Consider the following 20034-nt stretch of genomic DNA (forward strand, 5'->3'; position numbering starts at 1 on the left):
TGAAAGACCCGCCGCTTCAAAATGCAATTATTTTTCAATGCGGCGACTTCCTTCAGGTTCTCATAAGCTAAATCAATCTAGATTTCGCGCGCAGCCGCCGATGGCCGCTTCACCGTACCTGTGGACTAGCGCCCAATAAGCCACCCGTCTTCAGCCATCCGTGATACGCCGGTAGCGGATCCCGCCCCGACCACCCACGCGCCCACTAGAAATGAACAGCAACGCTTCCCCTTCGCAATCCGATGTGTGGTCCGATTGGCTCCTGCATACCCGGCACGCCGATGATCCAGAGCAAGAACGAGCCCTCCATGCCGAACTCGAACAACACGCCGATCGTGTCCTCGACGGCGCGCGGCTTGCCTCAGGTATGACGCTCGCGGACATCGGCTCCGGCGATGGCCTGATTGCCTTGCGCGCCATCAACCGCATCGGTCCATCGCTGCGCGTGGTCATGGCGGACATTTCGGAACCCCTGCTTCGTCACGCTGAAGCGCTCGCGGTTCAACGTGACGTCCGGGATCAGTGCACCTTCGTTCAATGCTCCGCCGACGCACTCAAAGGCATTGACGATGCCTCAGTCGATGCCGTCACGACTCGGGCTGTACTCGCTTATGTACCCGACAAGATTGCCGCTTTGCGGGAATTCCACCGGATTCTGCGGCCGGGTGGCCGAATCTCGATTGCTGAACCTATTCTTCGCGACGATGCATTCGAGGCGAGCTCTTTAAAGACCTTCGTCGACGCGCTCCCCCCGGAATCGGACGAACCGTTCTTTCGCCTTCTGCATCGCTGGAAAGTGGCGCAATTTCCCGATACAGAGGAAAAGATTTCCGCGAGTCCACTGACCAACTATAGTGAACGCGATCTGGTCCGCTTCGCGCTCGATACAGGATTCGCGGACATTCACATGGAATTCCACATCGACGTACGCCCCTCTGCGGTCACCTCCTGGGAGGTGCTGCTTGGCACTTCGCCCCACCCTTGGGCTCCGTCGCTCGGGGTCATTCTCGCCGAGCAGTTCACGGTGGAAGAACGACAATTCTTCGAACAGGTTTTCCGCGCGCATGTCGAGGGTCGCCAGTTGGTCACGGCTGAGCGCACCGCTTACCTTACCGCAACGAAAACCATGCGGTGAAGCCAGCGGCACCTTCGGCCGCGATCGTCCTGCGAAGTACGAGGGCGCGCCGAACGGTGTGTGATCCCGGTACGCCTATCGGTTGTTCGCCCACTCGCGCACCGCCTGTGCGAACAACCTTAGCGCGGTGGGCGGGTGGCGGTTAGCAGGGTAATAAAGGCACAAGCCAGGAAAAGAAGGACTCCACTCGGGAAGCAAGTGGACCAGCCGACCCGACGCCAGATGCTCTGCCACCTCGTCTTGCGGGACCCATGCGATGCCGATTCCAGCGAGGGCAGCCTCGATCATGAGATTGAGGTTGCCGAGGGTCATCGGTCCGGCCACATCTATGTTGGCGCTCTTGCCGCGGTGTTCGAGATCCCAACGATAAAGGGTCCCGCTCTCGAACCTGAAGCGAATGCAACGATGCTGCGCAAGGTCGTGCGGCGCCTTTGGCGGCTCGTGACACGAGAGATATTCTCGTGACGCGACCGCGGCGAAACGCATGTCAGCTCCAAACCGGACCGCGATCATATCGCGCGGTACGTCGTCAAAGACGCGTATGCCAGCGTCGAAGCCGTCGGCCACGATATCGACCAGCCGCGTGTCCACGACGAATTCGACGTGGATATCCGGATAAGCGGCCAGAAAGTCTGGAAGAACATGGCGGACGAGCGGTCTTGCTGAGGCCTCTGAAGCACTGATCCGGATCGAGCCCGATGGCCGGTCGTGCGCTGACGCCGCCTGATTCACCGCCTCTTCGAGGTCCGCGATTGCCGGCCTCACTCGCCGAAGGAACTGCTCGCCCGCCTCAGTCAGCGCGACGGATCGCGTTGTGCGGTTAAACAGCCGCACCTCCAGCCGCGCCTCCAGACCCCGCATCGAATGGCTCAGCGCCGACGGCGAAACCCCCAGCGTGCGAGCAGCCGCCCGGAAGCTTCGCTGGTCAGCGATAGCGATAAAAGCAGTCAATTCAGATAGGCCGACACGCAACATAGTTGAATTTATCTCAATACCTCGTAGAAGTTTAGCCGGATTGTTGAGCGACGCACAACAGCCTAAGCTCTACAGCATTGAGCATCGACTGGTGCGTATCGGGCGCTACCAGCGGCAGGTGCCACGCGCGTGCGGATTCCAGTTAAAGGCGGTTTTTTTACCGCTTGATAACGGCAACGATCCGCCTGGGACATTTCGAAAGGAGAAAGGGTATGCAAAAGCGCAAACTTGGAAACAGTGGTCTTGAGGTGTCGGCGATTGGCCTGGGTTGTATGGGCTTGAGCTACGGCTATGGCCCGGCCACTGAAAAGTCTGAAGGAATCAAACTGATTCGGACTGCTTTCGAGCGGGGCGTCACGTTCTTCGACTCCGCCGAGGCCTATGGCCCGTTTCTTAACGAGGAGCTGGTCGGCGAGGCCGTGGCGCCATTTCGCGACCAGGTGGTGATCGCCACCAAGTTCGGCTTCAAGGACGGCGACGTGACCCAGGGCCTCGACAGCCGGCCCGAGCGCATCCGTGCCGTAGCCGAAGCATCGCTGAGGCGCCTGAAGACCGATCGCATCGACCTGTTTTATCAGCATCGTGTCGATCCGAATGTGCCGGTCGAGGAAGTGGCCGGCACCGTCAAGGACCTGATCCAGGAGGGCAAGGTCAAGCACTTCGGCATGTCGGAGGCTGGCGCTCAGTCGATCCGTCGCGCCCACGCCGTGCAGCCGGTAGCGGCGCTGCAGAGCGAGTATTCGCTGTGGTGGCGCGAGCCGGAGGAGACGGTGCTGCCGACTCTGGAGGAACTGGGCATCGGCTTCGTGCCGTTCAGTCCGCTAGGCAAGGGCTTTTTGACTGGAGCCATCACCGAGAACACCACGTTCGACAAAACCGACTTCCGCAACATCGTGCCACGCTTCTCCGAGGAAAACCGCAAGGCCAACGCGGGCCTCGTCGAAGTGCTTGGCAAGATCGCCGACGGCCGGGGCACCACGCGGGCGCAGATCGCGATCGGCTGGCTGCTTGCGCAGAAACCGTGGATCGTGCCGATTCCGGGTACCACCAAGTTGCATCGGCTGGAAGAGAACGTCGGTGCGGCTACTGTCGAACTGTCGGCTGAGGATTTGTCCGCCATCGAAGCTGCACTGCGGCAGATCAAAGTGGTAGGCGATCGCTACCCGGCTCATCTTCAGCAGCGCGTCGATCGCTAATTTCCCTGTTTTACCCGTCGCAGCAATCCGCCGGTGTCTGCCTATCCCAGCACCGGCGGGCTGCTTTGCGCACTATTTCCAGTTCCGCCTCCTATGGCCAACGAGGCAACTGCTAATCTGAGCGGCGGCATCGGTCATGTATTGACGACTTCAGAGGCGAGCGCATGTCTTCCGTGTTGGTGTTCAAGCTCATCCTTCTATCACTGATCGCGGTCATCGGGTTAGAGTTGCTCGCCCAGCGTCTGCGCCTGCCTCCAGCCGCCGCGTTGCTCGTCGGCGGAGCGGCAATGGCGTTTGTGCCCGGCCTGCCCCGTGTCGAGTCGCACCGGATTCTGAAACTAGACGCCACTCCCCCCCACCGTCTTGACGCTCTTCCACTGCCCCTGCTGGACCTGAAACAGCGTGTAGGGCGGCTTGATCAGGTCGCCATACGGATCAAACGTGATCTTGCCCGTCACGCCCGTCACGCTGACCTTCGCAAGACTATCGACAATCTTGGCGCGATCGAGTGAATCGGCACCGTGAATCGCCTTGATCATTGCGAGCGCCGCATCATACGCAAACGGCGCATACAGTTCGACATCCTGGTTAAAGCGCGCCTTGTAACGCTTGCCGAACTCCTGCGCGGCAGGCAGTTTATCCAGCGCGGGACCCGGCTCCAGATCCTGCGTACCGTCTCCCGCCGTGCCGGAAATCTGCAGGAAAGCATTGCTCTTCAATGCGCCCGCGCCGAACAACAGTGCCGGCATGCCGAGCGAGCGCATCTGCTTGACGAGCATCGCGCCCTGTTCATCCAGACCGCCAAAGAAAATCAGATCGACGTTCTTGCTTTTGAGCGTCGTCAGAATGGCGCGAAAATCGACCGCTTTATCATTGGTGAATTCGCGATCCACGATGTTGCCGTTCGCTTCCTTGGCGCCTTTTTCGAACGCATCCGCGAGTCCTTGCCCGAATGCCGTACGATCGTCGATGATGCCGATGCGCTTCGCCTTCATCTGCTCGACCACGAAATGTCCCGCGACGACGCCGCCGATACCGTCATGCCCCATCGTGCGAAACACGTTCTTGTAGCCCTGCTTGGTCAGTTGCGGATTGGTCGAACCCGGCGTAATCATCGCGACGTTCGCCTGATGGTAGACCGTCGAGGCCGGAATGCTGCACCCCGAGTTGTAGTGGCCGATCACGCCGACAACGCCGTCATCGACCAGTTTCTGCGCGACCTGAATCGCCACGCGAGGATCCGCCTGGTCATCCTGAACGTCAAGCACGAACTTGACCGGCTTGCCGCCGACCGTGGGATGCCTGGCATTCTCTTCATCGAGCGCCAGTTGCGCGCCATACTGCAAATCTTTGCCGACGCGAGCAACCGGGCCGGTCAACGGTCCAACAAATCCAATCTTGACGACTTCAGGATCGGCGGCCCACGAGAACGGCGTGTGCGTGCCGAGTGCGAAGACGGCCAGACTCAAAAGCCAATGGCGGCGATTCATGATGCGCTCCTTGCGAGATGTCAACGTCGCGCGTTGTGTTGATCGACCGGTCCGATGCGCGACGCGTCGAAACCGTCCTGCGATGCCTGCGGTAAAACGTGACCTTGTGCTGCTACGCCCCCCAGCAAAATCTAAAAACGCGTGGCCGCGTACGGCGCGAGATCGAGCGGCGGCGCGCGCCGCGCGATCAGGTCGGCGACGATACGCCCGCTCACTCCGGCTAACGTCAATCCAAGATGCTGGTGGCCGAATGCGTAAATCACGCGTTCGCTTGCGCGCGAACGTCCGAGCACCGGCACGCCGTCCGGCAAGGTCGGGCGAAAGCCGAGCCAACTGTTATCGGGCGTATCGAGCGCGGGCAATGCGCGCTTCGACGAGAACGTCAGCAGGTCGAGCAACGAGCGATTACGCGTCTCGCTGAAGCCGCCGAGTTCGACCGTCCCCGCGACACGAATACCGTCGCTCATCGGCGTCATGTAAAAGCCACGCTCGGCCCAGCCGACCGGCCGTGAAATCAGTTGCTGCGCACCCGGATAGCGCACGTGATAACCGCGCTCGGTGTCGAGCGGCACCGCATCGCCGCATTGTTTGGCGAACTGCGCGGAACGCGCGCCGGTCGCGATCACGACGTGGCTGAAACGTCGCGCGACACCGTCTACCGTCAGGCTCGCGCCATCGGCAGACGGCTGCACTGCGCTGACGGATGAACGCTCCAGCTGCAGCCCTTGCGCCGCGAGCCGTTCATAAAGCGCCTGCAAAAAGGCATGCGGATCGGAAAAATGCCAACTATCGCGGAACAGCACACCGCGCTCGAAAATGGGCGCCAGCGACGGTTCGAGCGCGCGAATGTCATTGCCGGCAAGCACGTCGAACGCGACGCCGAGTTTCTGGCGCAGATCGAGTGCGGCACGCGCGGCGTCGAACGAAGCGGCATTCGAATACAGATAAAGACACTCGCGCGGCCGTACGAAACGCGCCAGCTCCGCATCCGCCAGCAGCGGCGCGTAACCGTCCTGCGCATGGGCGAGCAGCGCGGCGAGTGCATAGGCGCTCGCTTCGTAACGGCGCGGCAGCGAACTGATCATGAAGCGCATGAGCCACGGCGCCAGATGCGGCAGATACTGCCAGCGCAACCGGAACGGACTGTCGCTCGACAACAGGAAGCGCGGCAAATCGCGGAACACGGACGGGTTGTTCACCGGAATGCACGCGTAGTGCGCGAACGTCCCGGCATTGCCGAACGACGCGCCCTGCCCCACGCCGGACGGATCGAACAGCGTGACGCGATGACCGTCGCGCATCAGCGACGCGGCGCTCGCGAGGCCGATGAATCCCGCTCCGACGATAGCGATGTCCGGCATTACTTCCGCCCTTCCAGCGTTTGTGCGCCGATCCGCGCGAGATATCCGGTGGCGGGGCCGCCGAGTTGCCGGCTGGCCTCGGGTGCGGCGGGCTGTAGAAAGCGCATCGAAAAACTCCTGCTGAGGGATCCTGGGCGCTGCCCGGCAGCGCTTCGAAGGACGCGCCACCGGACAAACTCTGACATCTAGAATCACACAATATTTTTTTGTGTGCAATTAAAACGCGCCTTGTGTGGTCCTGGCACTTTCCCTGGATGGGCATGGGTGCAGTCCTTGCGGTGTGTCGCGGCTTTGCCGCCATCTGCCAGGAACCCCGCCGGCTGAGGCTTGCAGTCAGGCTTGTGTGGTATAGAATCGGCACACATCCGCAAAACTGCGGACAAAGACGATTTTGTATGGAGACATCTGACTTATGGCTTCTGGCAAGGACGCGGCGCAACGCGCCAACGGTGCGCCGGCGCGGGCGAAGCGCTCCACGTATGTCGAGGTGTCCAGTTCGATCGAGAACGAGATTCGCAGCGGCGTTTACCCGCCCGGCAGCCGTCTGCCGCCACAGCGGCAACTCGCGACGGAGCTGGGCATCAACGTATCGACGGTCTCGCGCGCGTACAAGGAATTGCAGTTGCGCGGGCTGGTCATCGGCAGCAAACGGCGCGGCTCGCTCGTCACGGGCGGCGCAATGCCGAGCGTCGAGCCCGCGCATGCGGCGAGCAACGCGGCGATCGATTTGACCGTCAACCGGCCGGCCACCGGCGAATTTCTCACCTGCCTCGCGCGCACGCTCGCGGACTTGCCGCAGGATCCGCGCTTCCCGCAACTGCAGGAATACCAGCCGCCACAGGGGCCATCATGGGCGCGCGCCGCCGGCGCTCGCTGGATCGCCGCGCCGGGCTTTGCGCCGGCGGCCGATCACGTGGTCGTGACAAGCGGTGCGCAGCACGGTTTGTATGCGGTGCTGAACAGCCTGATCGGCACGGACGGCGTGATCCTCGCCGATCGACTCACCTACTACGGGCTGAAAGCACTCGCGCCGGTTTTCCAGTTCGAAATCGTCGGCATTCCGAGCGACCGCGACGGTCTGCTGACCGACGAGGTCGAAGCCGCATGCCGGCGTATGCCGGTGAAAGCCATCTTCACGGTGCCGAATCTGCAGAACCCGACTGTCACGACGATGAGTCTCGAGCGCCGCATGGCGCTCGTCGACATTGCGCGCCGGCATGGCGTGGCGATCATCGAGGACGACGTCTATGGGCCGCTGGTGTCGCAGCGTTTGCCGACGATCGCAAGCCTTTGTCCGGAACTGACGTTTCATATCGGCGCCACCTCGAAGATCCTCGCGCCCGGGTTGCGGCTCGGCTATCTGCTCAGTCCGCCGGACAGTTCCGCGCTCTGCGCGGAGGCCGTGCGCACCACCGCATGGATGCCCGCGCCGATGTCCATGCTGATCGCGTCGATCTGGATCGAGGACGGCACCGCGCGCCACATCATGGACGCGCAGCTTGCCGAAATTCGCGCGCGCCAGGATCTCGCGCGGGAGCTGCTGCCGCAGGAGTTGCTGCAGACCGATCCGGCGTGCATGTTCGTGTGGCTCAAGTTGCCGCCGCCCTGGCGTGCGGATGATTTCGCCGCGAACGCAAAGGCACGCGGCGTGGTGGTGATGCCATCGTCGGCGTTTGCCGTCGACCGGTCCGAAATCGAGCACGGTGTGCGGATCAATCTCGCGTGCGCGACGAGCCGCGATCAACTGGTGAGCGCGCTACGGCTCTTGACGGGGACACTCAAAGACCGCCCGCGAGCGCTGTTCGGGACGATCTGATCCCGGCGACCCGCTAAACCGATATGGCGAAGGGCAACTACATGCCGCCGTTCTCGACGGTGCGGCCTTCCGCACGCCAGCGAAGCATGCCGCCGGCGAGGTTGGCGACGGCCTCGAATCCTGCCTGCCGCAGGATCGCAGTGGCTTGCGCTGAACGTCCGCCGGCCCGGCAGACCGTCACGATCGGGCGCTCCCGCGCAAGCTCGCTGGCCCGCCCGGCCAGCTCGCCAAGTGAAATGAGCCGGGCTTCAGGAATGCGCCCGAGCGGCCCATCGAACTCAGCGGGCTCGCGCACGTCGACGATCTGGACCGAACCGGGATTTTCCTCGAGCCATTGCGGATCGATTTCCCAGATGCCCGCAAAGGTGTACGTCAGCGGCGCCCAATCGGGTTCGGCCATTTGCGTGGGATCGCTCACGGCGACACCGCACTTCAGGTTCGCCGGCACGGCTACGTCGATCTGTCTGGGATGCGGCAAGCGCAGATTCGTCATATAGACGGCGAAATCGTCTTCGCAGAGTTCACCGCCCAGACGCGGATTGAAGTGCCGCTCCTCGCCCGCACTCGTGACGGTCAGACCGCGATAATCGTGGGCCGGATAAAGCAGGCATGTGTCGGGCAGCGTGAAAATCTGCTCGTGGACCGCCCGGAACATCGCGCGCGCGTCGCCGTGCTGAAAATCCGTCCGGCCCGTTCCGCGAATCAACAGACAATCGCCGGTAAACGCCATGCTCTCGTCGTCGAGTACGAGGCTGATGCATCCATTCGTATGACCAGGCGTTGCGCGCACGGTCAGGTACCGTGCGCCGAATCCGCACCTGTCGCCGTGGCTCAGATAGCGGTCCGCGCCCTCTGCGCCGCTCGCGGCCGATATCGCAATCTGGCTGCCCGTGCGGCGCTTGTGCATCCACGCACCGGTCACGTGATCGGCGTGGACGTGGGTGTCGATGGTGTAAAGCAGGCGCAATCGAAGCTCGTCGATCAGTGCCGTATCCCGGCGTGCCTGCTCGAATACCGGATCGATCAGCACGGTTTCTCCCGTTGTGCTATCGGCGAGAAGATACGTGTAGGTGGAAGATTGCTGGTCGAATAATTGCCGGAAAATCAGCACAATTGCACTCCGTCGCCCGCGCCTGCGAGCCCTTTGACGGCGGCGGCAGAACCGGTGCCGCCAAACCGCCCTGCAAGCAGCAGGATTACCAGGATTCGCGGCGCGTGCCGGCCCGAATCAATCGCCCGGCACTCGCCGCCCCGTTCAGCCAGGCCGCTACTGTGGTTGTTGCACGTACCGCAGATACGGCTTCAAGGTTTTGAAACCCTGTGGATATTTCTTCTTTGCGTCATCGTCCGAAACGGATGTCGGAATGATGACGTCTTCGCCCGGTTTCCAGTTTACCGGCGTCGCCACCGTGTGTTTCGCGTTGAGCTGCAGCGAATCGAGCAAACGCAGCACCTCGTCGAAATTGCGGCCCGCGCTCATCGGATACACGAGCATCGCCTTGACCTTCTTGTCGGGTCCGATGAGGAACACGGAGCGCACCGTCGCGTTGTCCACCGCGGTGCGCGCGCCGCCGCTCGCGTTCGGGTGAATCATGTCATAGAGCTTCGCGACATTCAGATCCGCGTCGCCGATCAACGGGTAGTTGATTGCGTGTCCCTGCGTTTCTTCGATGTCCTTCAGCCATTTCTGGTGATCGCTGACGGGATCCACGCTCAGTCCGATAATTTTGGTGTTGCGCTTGTCGAACTCCGGCTTGAGCCCCGCCATGTATCCCAACTCAGTGGTGCAAACGGGCGTGAAGTCCTTTGGATGCGAGAACAGGATCGCCCACTGGTCGCCGATCCATTCGTGAAAACGGATCGTCCCCTCGGTAGTTTCGGCGGTGAAATCGGGAGCGTCTTCTCCTAATCGAATCGACATATTCATCCTCCATGTGACGGGTGCGCCGAGGTACCACCGCCGCTGTCAGAGCGACGGCGCCTGGCTGCCTGGGTTGTAGTCAGATCATTGGTTTGATTCACGATCGACCGCCGGCTGGTCGGACTGTTCATCAGGCAGTCCGCGGGAGAATCATTCGCGAACGCAGCGGATTCAGAGCCCCGTTCCAATCGCCGTGATGCGGGAGGTCGCGTTTATAGCGTAGAACAAAAAAAGACGTTCACTGCGGTTATCCTGCAATGCAGGGCGAACCCGCCAGCCGTTGCGGCGACGGGATACTCGCAGCGGGGCCGATATTACCGAATCAGCGTCAGATCTTCCGTCCTTACATCGCAGACCAGCATGTAACCGGGGGCATGAGTGATGCATATCGGCGGCCGCGCTTTCACCGCCGCTGCCTGAGGTGTGACTCCGCAGCCCCAGAATACGGGGATCTCACCCGCGCGGATTTCAGTCGGCTCGCCCTCATCGGGCACGTCCACATTCGCGATCCCGATCAGCGCCGGATCGCCCATATGGACCGGCGCACCATGCGCGCCCGGCAGCGGCCGGCAAACCTCATAGGCGATTGCCGCCTCGGCCGGCGTATACGGCCGCATCGACACGACCATCGGTCCGCGAAAAGCGCCCACGGATTTCGTCTGAATAGAGGTGCGGTACATCGGAACGACCTTGCCTTCGTCCACGTGCCGCACGCGCAAACCTGCCGATTCCAGAGCGTGCTCGAAGGACAGCGAACAACCGAGCACAAAACCCACGAAGTCCTCCTGCCAGATCGCGGAGATATCTTCCAGCTCCTCCACGAGCACGCCATCGCGCCAGACCAGATAGCGTGGAATGTCGGTGCGCAGGTCGATGTCGTCGCCCAGCATCGGAACAAGACTGCTCCCCACCTCGGTCATGCCGATGAGCGGACAAGGCGTGGGATTGGCACGGCAATACTCGATGAATTCGCCAGCCCACGACTGCGGCAGAATCACGAGGTTGCCCTGTGCGAAGCCGGGCGCCATACCGCTCGTGTTGCCGTTGAAGCCGGCGCGAATGCGAGCTCTTGCGCCGCGAGGCGTAGATGCCCAGCCGGGCAAGGTTCTCCCGGGCGGCGATTCGCTGATTGCCTGGTTCATAACCGCGTCTTCAAGTCGGAGTGGGTTGATATTGGGTTGAAGTTCGCACAGTGCGATTGCCTTTACAGCAACGAGGCATCCGCCGTTTCGCGGGTCCTGGCAAGCGTCAACAAACCGACTGCCACGGCGCCGACGAGCAGGAACGCGGGACTCAGCAGATTGCCGGTCTTTCCGATCAGCGCGGTCGCAATGTAAGGCGTCACGCCGCCGCCGAGAATGGCGCCGAAATTGAAGCTGAAGGCCATCCCGGTGTAACGCACCCGTGTCGGGAATTGCTCGGCGTAGGTCGGATATCCCACCGATTGAACGACCGGCATCGGCAGCGCGACGATAAACATCGCGAGGAAGGCGAGAGCGAGATTCTGATGGTTCATGAGCATCATCATCGGGAACACCAGCACGATGTATCCGACAAAGCCGATCGCAAGCACGCGACGGCGTCCGATGCGGTCGGAAAGCCCTCCCCACACCGGCATCAGCACAGCCATCGAGATGCTGACGATCGACATGATCCAGTAGACGCTCGTCTTGTCGTACTTCAGGTACGTGGTCATGTAGATGTTCATGAAGACGAAACCCACCCAGTAGCCGGCGTTCTGTCCAAACGAAATCAGGAACACTTTCAGCATGGCGGCACGATGGTGCGCGAACACTTCCGTGAGCGGCGCTTTCAGCGGCTCGCTGTGTTCGAGGGTCTTCCTGAAGGCGACGGACTCCTCCACGCGTTTGCGCACATAGGCCGACACCAGCACAAGCGGAACAGCCGCAAGGAATGGAATCCGCCAGCCCCAGTCGTGCAACTGCGACGAACTGATGGCAGCCGTAGTCAGCCCGCACACTGCCGCGGCAAGCGCGCCACCCAGCGCCACACCGACCGGCGTGAACGCGCCATAAAATCCGCGGCGTCCGCGAGGCGCCGATTCAGCGACATAAGCGGCTGCCCCGGTCACTTCCGCGCCCGAGAAAAACCCCTGCGCGAGACGCACGACCAGAAGCGCAGCCGGAGCGAAGACACCTGCGCTCGCCGCCGTCGGCAGCAGGCCGACGACAGCGGTCGCAATACCCATGCCGATAACGGTCACCAGCAAGATGGCGCGGCGCCCGAGCTTGTCGCCAAGGCGTCCCAGCACGATTCCGCCGACGGGTCGCATGAGGAATGCGCTGCCGAAGATCGCGAGGATCGAGAGCAGCGCTGCGGTCGGATTGTCCGACGGGAAGAACAGCGGTCCGATTACCGCGGCCATGTAACCGTAGACGCCGAATTCGTAGTACTCGATCGCGGTTCCGACGGCCGCAGCGGTCGCGGCCTTGCGAGCGACGTGTTTGGTCGAAAGAGATGCGGGCGGAATGTCTGCGTCAAAAGTGGCGGTTGGGACGTGGGGCATTTTGCGTTCCGTTGTGAGGATGAAAGATGGACTACGTCCCGCCGAGGTTGCGGATGAAATCGCGATTGAAGCCGCGATTCAGATCGCGATCACGCGCGGCACAGTTGCTCCAGTTGCGCGAAGCTACGCTCCTGGGACAGAAGAAGGCGCTGCGCCTCTACGAGATCGACCAGCTCGAAGCGCACGGTGTCGCCGGGTATCTGTTGGGCGAGACGCGGCAGGTCGACGGTGCATACGTGCGCGATCTTCGGATAGCCGCCGGTCGTCTGGCGGTCCGCCATCAGGACGATCGGCTGACCGTCGGCAGGCACCTGTATCGCGCCGAAACCCACTGCCTCGGACGCCATTTCCCGAGGCTCGATGAGACTGAGTCCAGGGCCTTGCAGGCGATAACCCATGCGGTCGGACTGCGCGGTGATCCGGTACGGTTCCCGCTCGAGCGCCCGCCTTGCGTTCGCCGTGAAATACCGCCATTCGCGCCCCGGCGTGATCCTGATCGGCGCGTCATTCGATAACAGCACGTCTTCGGCGAAAACCGCTTCTGGAAAGAGCGAGACGCTATGGCACGCCGCGCTTTCCTGCGTGAACAGCATGTCGCCTTTCTTCAGCGGCCGGCCGGCGTGCCCGCCGTAACCGCCGCGTGCAAAGGTGCTCGTGCTGCCCATGACCGGCTCGATCGAGAAGCCGCCGCGCACGGCGAGGTAGGTACGCAGCCCTGCATGGCGATCGCCGAACGATATCTCGCAGCCTGCCGGCACATTCAACGAGCAATTGCTGAAGAGCGGCTGTCCGTCGAGCTGGCAGTCGAGATTGCCGCCACAGAACGCAATCGTTGCCTTCTCGTGAAACCTGAGCGTCGGCCCCATCAGCGTAATTTCGAGCGTCGGCGTAACGGGCGCGTTGCCGACCAGTGCGTTGGCCAGCCGATGCGCCCGTTCATCCATCACACCGTTCACCGGAATGCCAAGATGCTGATGGCCCACGCGGCCGAGATCCTGAAACGTGCTCAACGCCCCCGGCTTGATGACCTCGATGCTCATCGCGCCTCCTCTGCATGCCGACTCGCCGGCCCATACGCCTGAAACTGCGCCGGCGTGATCGGCATGAAGCGGATCCGGTCGCCTGCGTTCACAAGACACGGCGTATCGCGCGACGGATCGAACATCAGACAGGGCGTCCGGCCGATCAGATTCCAGCCGCCCGGCAGGGTCATCGGATAGATGACGGTTTGCCGGTTGGCGAGACCAATGGAACCGGGAGCAACCGCCATGCGAGGTGTCGCGCGCCGGGCCGGCGACAGGCGTTCGTCGAACATGCCGATGTACGGATGCCCAGGAGCAAAGCCGAGCAGCATCACATCCACCAGCGAACCGCTGTGCAGCGCGACGATTTCGTCGGTGGAGAGACCGCACGAGCGCGCCACCTCTTCAAGATCCGGCCCGTGTTCCCCGCCATAGCACACGGGGATTTCCACGACGCGCGCCGACTCGGGCAGCGCTGCGGATGCGCTTTCCAGCAGGCCGGCCACCACCTTCGCCAGCGCGTCGTAAGGCGCCTGCGTTTCATGCGAAAGCGGAACGCGCGACGGCGCGTAGTGAATGCCGACAGTCGTCATCGCAGGTGCGATGTCGATCACAAAGGCGAGCTGCGCGGCTGCGACGCGCGCCGCCAGGTCCCGAGCTCGCCGGTTCTGCTCGACGCGGTCGGCGCCTGCCACGTCGATGATCAGAAGGCTCTCGCCCGACGGAAAGAGCGACCATGAACACTCAGGAACAGCTTCCGGCAGGAAAGGCTCGCTTTTCATGGGGCAGATCCAGCTTCAGGGAAGAGTTCGGCGCAATAAGCGGCACAACGAGCAACGCTATGACAACGCCGCCATTCGGAAAGTGAACAGCCGGCTGAACGCTTACTTCGCGAACAGCGATTCGATATTGGCGAACGCCTTGATTTCGAGCGCGTTGCCCGACGGATCGAGGAAGAACATCGTGGCCTGTTCGCCCACTTCGCCCTTGAAACGAACGTGCGGCTCGATGATGAATTCGATGCCGGCCGCGGTCAGCTTGTTCGACGCGGCATGCCACTGCTCCATCGGCAGCACGACGCCAAAGTGCCTGACCGGCACGGCGTCGCCGTCTACCGCACTGGTCGCGCGGTGACCGGCTTCTTCCGGTGCCAGATGGGCCACAATCTGGTGACCGTAGAAATTGAAGTCCACCCAGTCGGCGGCGCTGCGGCCTTCTGGACAGCCCAGCAGATCGCCGTAGAATTCGCGGGCTGCGGAGATGCTGTGAACCGGAAAGGCAAGATGAAAAGGAGAGATGACGGCAGTCGTGTCGCTCATGGTCGGATCGATACAGGTTGGATGATTTAGCCGGCGACGGGACCGAAACCGCTTCATCCCGCCGTGCTGGAACGACCCGAAGGTCACGCCATGAAGGGCAGTCTAGGGATGACAAAAATAGTGCAAAAGCGATATATTTTTACCCTCAGCAACAATAATTTCGATCAATAAGCCCATGATGCGAGAGCTCAAAACCTTCCTGGCTGTCGTGCGCTACGGCACCTTTGCCAGTGCCGGCTCTCATATCGGACTGACGCAGTCAGCCGTCTCCGCGCAAATTCAGCGACTGGAAGAAGACCTCGGATTTGCGCTCTTCGACCGAACGGGGCGATCCGCGACACTCAACGAGGCCGGCAAGCAAACGGTCAAACTGGCTGAAGATGTGTTGTCCGCTTATGCGCGGCTGGCGGAGAAAAGCGGCGATGCGGAGCGCTCCGGCATCCTGCGCATCGGCGCCATTGCATCGGCGCAGGCGTCGTTTCTCATCGGCGCGATTCAGCAATTCCGGCGGCATTCACCCGGATGGAGGATTCGTGTCGTCCCCGGCGTGTCGCTCAACCTGCTGACACAGGTGGACTCGGGCGAGGTGGATGTCGCGGTGATCATCAAACCGCCCTTCGCATTACCCGCCGAGTTGCAGTGGCGCACCCTGATTACGGAGGCCTTTGCGCTGCTGGTTCCCCGCGAGCTTGCGGATCAGCCATGGCGCACGCTGCTGAAGACGGAACCCTTTGTCAGGTACGACCGGAATTCCTTCGGGGGCCGGCTTGTCGATCGCTTCCTGAGAAGGATCCGGGTCACGGTGCACGACGTGGTCGAACTGGATGAATTGCAGGGGATCGTGGGGCTCGTCTCTCACGGCGTCGGCATTTCGCTGGTTCCCGAGGCTGCGGCGCTCCACCTGCCTGACAACGTCGTCGCGCTGTCCTTGGGAGAAGACACGTTCAACCGTGAAATTGGACTTGTTCAGCGAGGCACACAACATCAGCAACCCGCGATCGCGCAGTTTTCGGCTTGCCTGTGTTCCGCGGTCGACGGAATCGCGCGCACCAGATAAAGATGCGTCGTTGTGGCTGAGGAATGATTCGGAATGCATTGTGACATGGCCCGTTTTCGTGCGGCGATACGTACTACGCCAGCGATCCAGTCACCATCGAGCTAATTGAGCTTGATCACGGAAGAGACGTTCCCTTGTCAACCAGGCTCCCGTAAACTGATCTCCCAGACTCCCCCCTTCCTTCGAGGATTCAGAATGCGCCTCACCCTACGGCGAGCTTTCGCTTCTGTCATATTGCTTGTTACTACTCAAGCTGTCCTCGCGCAGACACCTAAAACGGTGCAGCTGGAGGACCTCACCTGGACCGAGCTGCGCGATCAGATTCACGCGGGCAAGACCACCATCATCATTCCCATTGGCGGAACCGAGCAAAGCGGGCCCGACGTTGCGCTCGGCAAGCACAATGCGCGGGTGAAGGTGCTGTCCCAGCGTATTGCAGAGGGCCTGGGTAATGCGCTCGTCGCGCCAGTGATTGCCTATGTGCCTGAGGGAGGCTACGCACCGCCGACCTCGCACATGCGTTTTCCCGGCACGATCACGGTGCCCGACGACGTGTTCGAAAAGACGCTGGAATCCGCAGCCAACAGCTTCAAGGTCCACGGCTTCAGGAACATCGTTTTTCTCGGTGATCACGGCGGCTATCAGAACGACATCAAGCGGGCGGTAGCCCAGCTCAACAAGGCATGGGCCGGCTCCGGCGCGCGGGCATTCGTGCCGCCCGAGTATTACGGCGCCAGCTCCGACGGATACGCACAAATCCTGCGCCAGCACGGCTACCGCGACGACGAGATAGGTACTCACGCGGGACTCGCGGATACGTCGCTGTTGCTGGCGGTGGCGCCCCAGATGGTGCGGCTCGAGCACCTGCGAAGCGGCCCGAAACTCGGGGCCGCCGATGGTGTCTACGGGGGCGATCCGCGTCGCTCGAGCGTCGATCTCGGTCAGTTGGGCATCGATGCGATCGTGTCGCAGACAATTGACAGCGTCAGGAAAGAAATCGCCGGCCGCTGACGGGTTCGCCGGCGCCCAGGCTTAGTTTTCAATTCCCCCCCTCGATAACGGAAGTCGACATGCATTCGTGTTCCCGTCGTTTGTCACGCCTTGCCTCGTCAATCGGTGCCGCGTTGGCCGGCTTATGTATGGCCGGCGCTGTGTCCGCCGCACCGGCCGTTGCCACGGTAGCCGGCATGCCGCCCGTGGTGAATGCCGGCAACCTCTATAGCGAAGCAGGCACCGGCCACTTCAGTCCAGCGGTGTCGGGCGCCTTGCCACGGGTCTATGTGCCCAATCTGCGTTCGAACGATGTCTATGTGATCGATCCGGCGACGTTCAAGGTGGTCGACCGTTTTCATGTCGGACTCAGCCCGCAGCACGTCGTCCCGGCGTGGGATCTGCAGGCGCTGTGGGTGGCCAACAATGCGGAAGGCCGACCCGATGGCAGCCTGACGCCCATCGATCCGAAGACCGGAAAGCCCGGCAAGGCGATCATGGTCGACGATCCCTACAACATGTACTTCACTCCGGACGGCAAGGAAGCGATCGTGGTGGCAGAAGCGCACGCACGGCTGGACTTTCGCGATCCGCGTACGATGACGCTGAAGTCGAGCCTTTCCGTACCGGAGTGCAAGGGTATCAATCACGCTGATTTTTCGATTGACGGCAGGTACGCGCTGTTCACCTGCGAATTCGGCGGGAAGCTGGCGAAGATCGATCTCGTCGACCGGAAGGTCGTGGGCTACCTTCAACTCGACAAAAAGGGCATGCCGCAGGATATTCGCGTCTCGCCGGACGGCAAGGTGTTCTATGTCGCCGACATGATGGCCGACGGCGTTTTCATGGTCGACGGCGATAGCTTCACGAACATCGGCTTCATCAAGACCGGCGTCGGTACACACGGCCTGTACCCGAGCCGGGACGGCACCAGACTATACGTCGCCAATCGGGGCTCCAATCTGATCCACGGACCGCGCCACGGCAAGGGAAGCGTGTCGATCATCGACTTCGCCACACGCAAGGTCGTCGCGAACTGGCCGATTCCGGGCGGCGGCAGTCCCGACATGGGCAACGTGAGCGCGGATGGCAAGATGCTGTGGCTGTCCGGCCGGTTCGACGACGTGGTCTACGCGATCGACACGACCACCGGCGCGGTCAGGTCCATTCCGGTTGGCGCGGAACCGCACGGCCTCACCGTCTGGCCGCAGCCCGGGCGCTATTCGCTGGGCCACACCGGGAACATGCGTTGACAAGTGACGCGTGACGACCGGATGAGCCGCATACATTTTCATGGTCACCTTGGCAGTGCTTGATGAAGGATCGGTTAGCGCGACTTCGGTGCAAACCCGAATCGCAAATTGCGATGTTGCGTGAATTTTTTTTGGGTTAATGCCCAAGCCCGCGCAAACGTTAGCGAATCGAAAGAACCGGTTCATCTGCACGACTCAATTCCGTTGCACAGTTGCACATTCACCCTGCATTACAAAAAATTTCGTGACTACTTTCTTAGGACAGGACATGAAGACGATCAGGAGATGGACGCGTGTACAGAGTGCCGTCGGCGCCGGCATTGTCGTACTCGCGGGCCTGCATGCGCCAGGCGCAGCAGCGCGTGATGCGAACGAACATGAACATGATCACGACGCAGTGAAGCACGTGCTGCTGATCAGCTTCGACGGGTTGCACGAGCAGGATGTCGCACGCTGCATCAGTTCGAACGCGTGCCCCAACATCGCGTTGCTGGCGAAGGCCGGCACCACGTACACCAACGCGCACACGCCTGGACTATCGGATTCATTCCCGGGTCTCGCCGCATTAGTCACGGGCGGCTCGCCGAAGACAGCGGGCCTGTTCTATGACGTGTCTTATGACCGCACGCTCTACGCACCGACCGATACCCATTGCACCGGCAAGCAGGGGTGGAACGTCGTGTTCGACGAGACTGCTGGCATCGATGGAGAGAACGGCGGTGCGCTGACGCATCTCGACGGCGGCGGCGCATTCAATCCGCAGGCCATCCCGAACGCGTTGATCAACGGCGTCTGTACGCCCGTGTATCCGCACAACTACGTGAAGACGAACACGATTTTCGAGGTGGTCAAGCAAAACGTGAAAGGTGCTCGGACCGCCTGGGCGGACAAGCATGCGTGGGGCTACGACTGGCTCAATGGCCCGTCGGGCACAGGCGTTGACGATCTGTCCCGCACCGAGATCAACTCGATCGATCCTGCTACTCAATCGAGCTACACCGATCTCTATACGCACACGGAACAGTTCGACGAACTTCATGTGCAGTCGGTGATCAACGAAATTGACGGCAAGGATTCAACCGGCAAACCCGGCGCCGGCGTACCCACCGTTTTCGGCACCAACTTCCAGACCTTGAGCGTCGCACAAAAGGCGCTGGTGACAAAGGGTGGCGGCTATCTGGACGCGAGCTTTACACCGGGGCCGGCTGTGACGGGAGCGATTGCTTACATCGACAACGCCTTGGGCCGCATCGTCTCCGAGCTCAAGCAGCGTAACCTTTACTCGTCCACGGCGATCATCGTCACCGCGAAGCATGGCCAGTCCCCGACAGACCATTCGAAGCTGATCAAGAACGGCGACACGCTCACGAAGCTGCTTGAAGCAAACAACTATCTGGATCCGAACGGCAACTTTGGGCAGAACAACACAACGAGCAGCAATCTGAATGACGGGACGGGTCTCGTCAATACGGGCATGGTGCAGACCGACGACGTCGGCCTGATCTGGTTGCGCGATCAAACCCAGCTGTCAGCCGTGGTGAAAACGCTGAAAGACAACCTGAGCTGCAATGCGCCCGGCATTTGCGCGGATGGCCCGCAAGCGTACATTCTGTACGGCCCGCAGATCGCTGCCCGATTCGGCGATCCCGCGAGCGGACGCACGCCCGATATCATCGTGCAGCCGAACCCGGGCGTCATCTATACGTCGAGTAAGAGCAAGGACGAGGAACACGGCGGCAACGCACCCGACGACAACCATCTCGGTCTCGTGGTCTACATGCCCGGTGCCCATCACGCTGGACGGACCGTCGACGAACGGGTGCTGACGACGCAAGTCGCGCCGACCATCCTGCGCATGCTCGACCTCGAACCCGAACTGCTGCATTCGGTGGCAATCGAAGGAACGCGCACATTGCCCGGCTTCGATAGCGAACGCGACCACTTCTAAGTACGCAAAGCCGTCATCAGCAGC

At 61.7% G+C, this 20034-nt stretch carries 17 protein-coding genes; 7 read left to right on the forward strand and 10 right to left on the reverse strand.

From position 1 onward, the window contains the following. Nucleotides 1-211 precede the first annotated feature (211 nt). Nucleotides 212-1135 carry a class I SAM-dependent methyltransferase gene (locus tag WN982_RS36090; RefSeq protein WP_341316768.1) on the forward strand — a complete coding sequence of 308 codons (924 nt, stop codon included), beginning with the start codon at nt 212-214 and terminating at the stop codon, nt 1133-1135. A 75-nt stretch (nt 1136-1210) separates the two neighbouring features. Here the strand turns inward: WN982_RS36090 and WN982_RS36095 are convergent, their stop codons facing one another. Continuing rightward, nucleotides 1211-2110, reverse strand: coding sequence for a LysR family transcriptional regulator (locus tag WN982_RS36095; RefSeq protein WP_341316769.1), 900 nt, complete (start codon nt 2108-2110; stop codon nt 1211-1213). A 212-nt stretch (nt 2111-2322) separates the two neighbouring features. Between WN982_RS36095 and WN982_RS36100 the strand changes: the two genes are divergently transcribed. After that, a complete protein-coding gene (locus tag WN982_RS36100; protein ID WP_341316770.1) occupies nt 2323-3306 on the forward strand; it encodes an aldo/keto reductase in 984 nt (327 codons plus the stop codon). A gap of 338 nt (nt 3307-3644) precedes the next feature. Here the strand turns inward: WN982_RS36100 and WN982_RS36105 are convergent, their stop codons facing one another. Both WN982_RS36105 and WN982_RS36110 read right to left on the reverse strand, forming a co-directional pair. After that, entirely contained in the window at nt 3645-4796 is a 1152-nt protein-coding gene (locus WN982_RS36105) for a branched-chain amino acid ABC transporter substrate-binding protein (RefSeq protein ID WP_341316771.1), read from the reverse strand. A gap of 131 nt (nt 4797-4927) precedes the next feature. After that, nucleotides 4928-6157, reverse strand: a complete 1230-nt coding sequence (locus WN982_RS36110) for an FAD-dependent oxidoreductase (protein WP_341316772.1) — start codon at nt 6155-6157, stop codon at nt 4928-4930. A gap of 412 nt (nt 6158-6569) precedes the next feature. On the opposite strand from WN982_RS36110, the gene WN982_RS36115 reads away from it, so the two are divergent. Then, the gene (locus WN982_RS36115) at nt 6570-7973 is read left to right on the forward strand and encodes a PLP-dependent aminotransferase family protein (protein ID WP_341316773.1); all 1404 of its coding nucleotides are present in this window, start codon (nt 6570-6572) and stop codon (nt 7971-7973) included. A gap of 37 nt (nt 7974-8010) precedes the next feature. On the opposite strand, the gene WN982_RS36120 is transcribed toward WN982_RS36115, so the two are convergent. From WN982_RS36120 to WN982_RS36150, 7 genes are all read right to left on the reverse strand, one after another. After that, on the reverse strand, nt 8011-9081 hold the full coding sequence (locus tag WN982_RS36120) for a rhodanese-like domain-containing protein (protein ID WP_341319538.1): 1071 nt from the start codon (nt 9079-9081) through the stop codon (nt 8011-8013). A gap of 159 nt (nt 9082-9240) precedes the next feature. After that, a complete protein-coding gene (locus WN982_RS36125) occupies nt 9241-9894 on the reverse strand; it encodes a peroxiredoxin (RefSeq protein WP_341316774.1) in 654 nt (217 codons plus the stop codon). A gap of 314 nt (nt 9895-10208) precedes the next feature. Beyond that, nucleotides 10209-11036: a putative hydro-lyase gene (locus WN982_RS36130; RefSeq protein ID WP_341316775.1), complete on the reverse strand. Its 828-nt coding sequence runs from the start codon at nt 11034-11036 to the stop codon at nt 10209-10211. A 62-nt stretch (nt 11037-11098) separates the two neighbouring features. Further along, nucleotides 11099-12421 carry an MFS transporter gene (locus WN982_RS36135; protein ID WP_341316776.1) on the reverse strand — a complete coding sequence of 441 codons (1323 nt, stop codon included), beginning with the start codon at nt 12419-12421 and terminating at the stop codon, nt 11099-11101. 89 nt (nt 12422-12510) lie between these two features. After that, nucleotides 12511-13461 (reverse strand): biotin-dependent carboxyltransferase family protein, encoded by a 951-nt coding sequence (locus WN982_RS36140; protein ID WP_341316777.1) that lies wholly within the window; start codon nt 13459-13461, stop codon nt 12511-12513. Next, on the reverse strand, nt 13458-14225 hold the full coding sequence (gene pxpB / locus WN982_RS36145; RefSeq protein WP_341316778.1) for a 5-oxoprolinase subunit PxpB: 768 nt from the start codon (nt 14223-14225) through the stop codon (nt 13458-13460). The genes WN982_RS36140 and pxpB overlap by 4 nt, the downstream gene beginning before the upstream one ends. A gap of 102 nt (nt 14226-14327) precedes the next feature. Beyond that, entirely contained in the window at nt 14328-14762 is a 435-nt protein-coding gene (locus WN982_RS36150) for a VOC family protein (protein ID WP_341316779.1), read from the reverse strand. 175 nt (nt 14763-14937) lie between these two features. Between WN982_RS36150 and WN982_RS36155 the strand changes: the two genes are divergently transcribed. From WN982_RS36155 to WN982_RS36170, 4 genes are all read left to right on the forward strand, one after another. Further along, nucleotides 14938-15819, forward strand: coding sequence for a LysR family transcriptional regulator (locus WN982_RS36155; RefSeq protein ID WP_341316780.1), 882 nt, complete (start codon nt 14938-14940; stop codon nt 15817-15819). A gap of 195 nt (nt 15820-16014) precedes the next feature. Beyond that, the gene (locus tag WN982_RS36160) at nt 16015-16830 is read left to right on the forward strand and encodes a creatininase family protein (RefSeq protein WP_341316781.1); all 816 of its coding nucleotides are present in this window, start codon (nt 16015-16017) and stop codon (nt 16828-16830) included. A gap of 128 nt (nt 16831-16958) precedes the next feature. Further along, nucleotides 16959-18062, forward strand: a complete 1104-nt coding sequence (locus WN982_RS36165; protein WP_341316782.1) for a YncE family protein — start codon at nt 16959-16961, stop codon at nt 18060-18062. A 268-nt stretch (nt 18063-18330) separates the two neighbouring features. Beyond that, complete coding sequence (locus WN982_RS36170; protein WP_341316783.1) at nt 18331-20010, forward strand: alkaline phosphatase family protein; 1680 nt, start codon at nt 18331-18333, stop codon at nt 20008-20010. Nucleotides 20011-20034: the final 24 nt, after the last annotated feature.

The organism is Paraburkholderia sp. IMGN_8 (assembly GCF_038050405.1).
Lineage (GTDB): Bacteria > Pseudomonadota > Gammaproteobacteria > Burkholderiales > Burkholderiaceae > Paraburkholderia.

Bases quoted from the DNA above. Each gene is read 5' to 3' on its own strand.
- WN982_RS36155 (WP_341316780.1), top strand. From the start codon at position 14,938: ATGATGCGAGAGCTCAAAACCTTCCTGGCTGTCGTGCGCTACGGCACC.
- WN982_RS36160 (WP_341316781.1), top strand. From the start codon at position 16,015: ATGCGCCTCACCCTACGGCGAGCTTTCGCTTCTGTCATATTGCTTGTT.
- WN982_RS36110 (WP_341316772.1), bottom strand. From the start codon at position 6,157: ATGCCGGACATCGCTATCGTCGGAGCGGGATTCATCGGCCTCGCGAGC.
- WN982_RS36170 (WP_341316783.1), top strand. From the start codon at position 18,331: ATGAAGACGATCAGGAGATGGACGCGTGTACAGAGTGCCGTCGGCGCC.
- WN982_RS36100 (WP_341316770.1), top strand. From the start codon at position 2,323: ATGCAAAAGCGCAAACTTGGAAACAGTGGTCTTGAGGTGTCGGCGATT.
- WN982_RS36095 (WP_341316769.1), bottom strand. From the start codon at position 2,110: ATGTTGCGTGTCGGCCTATCTGAATTGACTGCTTTTATCGCTATCGCT.
- pxpB (WP_341316778.1), bottom strand. From the start codon at position 14,225: ATGAAAAGCGAGCCTTTCCTGCCGGAAGCTGTTCCTGAGTGTTCATGG.
- WN982_RS36165 (WP_341316782.1), top strand. From the start codon at position 16,959: ATGGCCGGCGCTGTGTCCGCCGCACCGGCCGTTGCCACGGTAGCCGGC.
- WN982_RS36115 (WP_341316773.1), top strand. From the start codon at position 6,570: ATGGCTTCTGGCAAGGACGCGGCGCAACGCGCCAACGGTGCGCCGGCG.
- WN982_RS36105 (WP_341316771.1), bottom strand. From the start codon at position 4,796: ATGAATCGCCGCCATTGGCTTTTGAGTCTGGCCGTCTTCGCACTCGGC.
- WN982_RS36150 (WP_341316779.1), bottom strand. From the start codon at position 14,762: ATGAGCGACACGACTGCCGTCATCTCTCCTTTTCATCTTGCCTTTCCG.
- WN982_RS36135 (WP_341316776.1), bottom strand. From the start codon at position 12,421: ATGCCCCACGTCCCAACCGCCACTTTTGACGCAGACATTCCGCCCGCA.
- WN982_RS36130 (WP_341316775.1), bottom strand. From the start codon at position 11,036: ATGAACCAGGCAATCAGCGAATCGCCGCCCGGGAGAACCTTGCCCGGC.
- WN982_RS36140 (WP_341316777.1), bottom strand. From the start codon at position 13,461: ATGAGCATCGAGGTCATCAAGCCGGGGGCGTTGAGCACGTTTCAGGAT.
- WN982_RS36090 (WP_341316768.1), top strand. From the start codon at position 212: ATGAACAGCAACGCTTCCCCTTCGCAATCCGATGTGTGGTCCGATTGG.
- WN982_RS36125 (WP_341316774.1), bottom strand. From the start codon at position 9,894: ATGTCGATTCGATTAGGAGAAGACGCTCCCGATTTCACCGCCGAAACT.